4 protein-coding genes are annotated in these 3,176 nt (G+C 45.2%); all 4 read right to left on the reverse strand.

All coding sequences use genetic code 11. The features are described 5' to 3' along the window. Nucleotides 1-84: 84 nt before the first annotated feature. Nucleotides 85-1,038 carry a hypothetical protein gene (locus tag BBBE_RS05550; RefSeq protein WP_152023204.1) on the reverse strand — a complete coding sequence of 318 codons (954 nt, stop codon included), beginning with the start codon at nucleotides 1,036-1,038 and terminating at the stop codon, nucleotides 85-87. A gap of 413 nt (nucleotides 1,039-1,451) precedes the next feature. Then, nucleotides 1,452-2,531, reverse strand: coding sequence for a hypothetical protein (locus BBBE_RS05555; RefSeq protein ID WP_010701559.1), 1,080 nt, complete (start codon nucleotides 2,529-2,531; stop codon nucleotides 1,452-1,454). Then, nucleotides 2,473-2,661 carry a hypothetical protein gene (locus BBBE_RS05560; RefSeq protein WP_022708717.1) on the reverse strand — a complete coding sequence of 63 codons (189 nt, stop codon included), beginning with the start codon at nucleotides 2,659-2,661 and terminating at the stop codon, nucleotides 2,473-2,475. Before BBBE_RS05560 ends, BBBE_RS05555 begins: the two co-directional genes overlap by 59 nt. Continuing rightward, nucleotides 2,627-3,176 (reverse strand): hypothetical protein (locus tag BBBE_RS05565; protein ID WP_035464545.1); only part of this gene is annotated, 550 nt, incomplete at its 5' end. The genes BBBE_RS05560 and BBBE_RS05565, both read right to left, overlap by 35 nt.

The following is a 3,176-nucleotide window of genomic DNA, read 5'->3' on the forward strand; positions in this document are numbered from 1 at the left end:
ATATCCACCCCATTCAACATCACCGTCCCATTCATAACCACCCCGTCCCCCACTCCTACTCCCCATAATCTTCCCCCCATCATACTAGCATTCCCCGTTCCCCCACCCACAACCCCGTCCCCCCATCCTCAACCGTAATCTTCGACTCCCCATCAACTTCACCGTCCCCTTATTCGCATTCACCCCCACCCTGAACTCTGAAATCTCCACCCCCATCAAAGTCATCGTCCCCGTCCCACTCTGCACATCCACCCCCGTTCCCGTCCCCCCATTGTTCTTAATATTTAACCCCACCACACTCGCAGTCCCTCCCGCCCCATCCATCTGTATCCCAACACCATCACTCCCACTCCCACTTCCATTAACAGTCATCGTCCTCCCCACTCCTATCACATTCGCAGTCCCCCCACTCCCCTCAATCTTTATCCCCGCTTCATCATTATTAAAAGTCACATTCCCATTCAACGTCACCGTCCCCCCATCATTAATCTTCACCTTCACCTTCTCAATCCCCGTCACCTTTTCTCCCAAAACAACCATCCCCCCATTCTTCACCTGTACCCTCTCAAACCCCTTCAACACCCCATTCAACGTAACAGAAGACCCTGACTCATCAACCACTATTGCCTTCTGCATCCCCGTCGCCCCCTCAACATCAACATCCTCATTCAACGTCAGCGCCCCTCCCCTTTCCACCTTAATCACCGGTAGACCACCCCCCTTCGACCCCGTAACCTTCAGCTTCTTTAATATCGTAATATTTGCCCCATCCTTCACCGTCACAGCAGCCTTACCAGAATGCTTATCCATATTTATATTTATATCCTTACCACCACTCCTACTATTCAGTATCCTTGTCACACCACCATCACACACAATCGGCTCATTATTAACAGTACCAACAACACTACCACTCCCACAATTTTGATCGGCATACGCCTTTGAAGTATGAGACGTTATAAGGGAAAGCCCAGCCATAAGAGCGGTTGAGACAACACATAAATAAACATGATGCTTAAAAACACAACGCATAACCATAACCCACATGTTCCCCTTTAACCTGTCAGGTTAAAAGAGACTAAACTATTCTAAAAAAAGAAAACTAAAACTAAACCATACTAAAATGGCTTAAACCCCATAAAATCCTCCCAACTCTAACCCTTACCTAAAAACACCATACCCTAATATAAAACACTCTTAACACCCACAAAGCCAAAACACACATCTTCAAACAACAAACAAAACACACATAAAATCAAAACATCAAACAAAGCGCCTAGACCTTAAACCATCACCTAAACCCATAAACAAAAAAAATCTCTAAAACTAATAAATACGCTAAAATATACAAAATCTAAAACATATAAAAAACAAACACCTCTAAGCATTGAGAGAGTGTTTTCTGTTATACTTTTTTAGCAGAATATATTGCCCTATTTAAAAATGATTCATTAGGTAATGTTGTATTTGTGTCTTGTAAAATAAACACCGTACTCTCCCTTAAAATTGATCTCTCCCCCCTCCATATAGACAGCACCTTTTGTGATATTCATTCCATTGTAGATGTTTGTATAAGTTGGCCTAATCAACACGACCCGTCCGCCGTCAACTACCCTCATCCCCTGCCCATAACCATTTCCATCGATCGTGAGATGTGATGCAACAACCACAGCATTTTTTTGTACTTTACCCGTCTTTTCCACAGCATTTGTAGTGTCCTCTCCCACAATCCTAATGAATTCAGCTTCGTTGTTGTTACCCGTATAAGTCATTTTGACCGCTATTAAAGCAACCCCACCCTGGTTAAGATAAACACCGTAATCTCCCTTAAACCCAATCTCCCCTCCAAACATACGAACAATACCTTCTGTAATCGTCATCCCCTTATGAACACCTTTCAAGTCTGTACCAGTCAACCACACCTGTCCACCGTTATTTACACTTATCCCCTGCCCATTGTCTGTAGTGCTCGTGATAATTATATCCTCAGCGATAACTATCCCACCCTTGACCTTAATGAATTCAGCTGTATCGTTAGTACCCGTATAAATCATTCTGACATTTTTTAAAGCAGCCCCACCCTTGTCAAGATAAACACCATAATTTCCCGTAAACCCAATCTCCCCTCCCATCAAAATAGCATTCGCCCTATTTTTCACCCACACCCCCGTCCTAACCTCTGAAATCCGCACCTCCTTCATCATCACCCCTCCCATCCCCGTTGCATACACCCCCGTACCCTTATCACCAGGTCCTGTAATGCTGACATCTTTTAAAACGCCCTCACCTTTCTTGAGATAAATACCATGACCTCCATTAAAAGCCACCGATCCTTTATGCATCATCAGCTTCCCACTTATCACCTCTACCCCCTTATCAACCTCTGAAATCTTCACCTCCTTCATCATCACCGCTCCCGTCCCCGTTGCATACACCCCCGTACCTTCATCACCAGGTCCTGTAATACTGACATCATCTAACAAAGCCTGCCCCCTTGTGAGACTGACACCAACGCTCTCCCATAAACCCAATCTCTCCTCCCTCCATATGAACAACCCCATCTTCGACACTCACCCCCTTATAGACATCCCTTAAACTTGTATCAACCAACCACACCGCACCTCCATTAGTCGCCTCTACCCCCGTCCCAACATTTGACATCTCCCCCCCCTTTTATCGCCACTGTTCCCATGACCGCCTTTACCGCCACCTCTGTCTCATAACCTTGCCCTGTAATGTTAACATCCTTTAAAGCAGCATTTCCCCCTATAAGACTGACACCGTGACCTCCATTAAAAGCCACCGACCCCTTGTGCATCATCAGCTTCCCATTTATCACCCACACCCCCGTTTGCACCTTTGAAATATCCACCTCCTTCATCATCACCACTCCCACCCCATTCTGCATAATCACCCCCGTACCCTTATGACTTTGACCTGTAATTCTGACATTCTTTAAAGCAACCCCACCTTTCTTGAGATAAACCCCGTACTCTTCCTTAAACCCAATTTCTCCTCCAAACATACGGACAATCCCTTCTGTAATCGTCATCCCCTTATGAACATCTCTTATATTTGTCTTGAACAGATCGATCCTTCCCTCATTAAGCTTGATACCCTCTTGTCCTGTTCTATTTCCCTTGATAGTGACCGCTATTAAAGCAGCCCCACCTTTC

The organism is Bartonella bovis 91-4 (assembly GCF_000384965.1).
In the GTDB taxonomy this organism is placed as follows: Bacteria; Pseudomonadota; Alphaproteobacteria; order Rhizobiales; family Rhizobiaceae; genus Bartonella; species Bartonella bovis.

Coding starts and splice junctions, on each gene's coding strand:
- BBBE_RS05550 (WP_152023204.1), bottom strand. CDS start 1,038: ATGGTTATGCGTTGTGTTTTTAAGCATCATGTTTATTTATGTGTTGTC.
- BBBE_RS05560 (WP_022708717.1), bottom strand. CDS start 2,661: ATGTCAAATGTTGGGACGGGGGTAGAGGCGACTAATGGAGGTGCGGTG.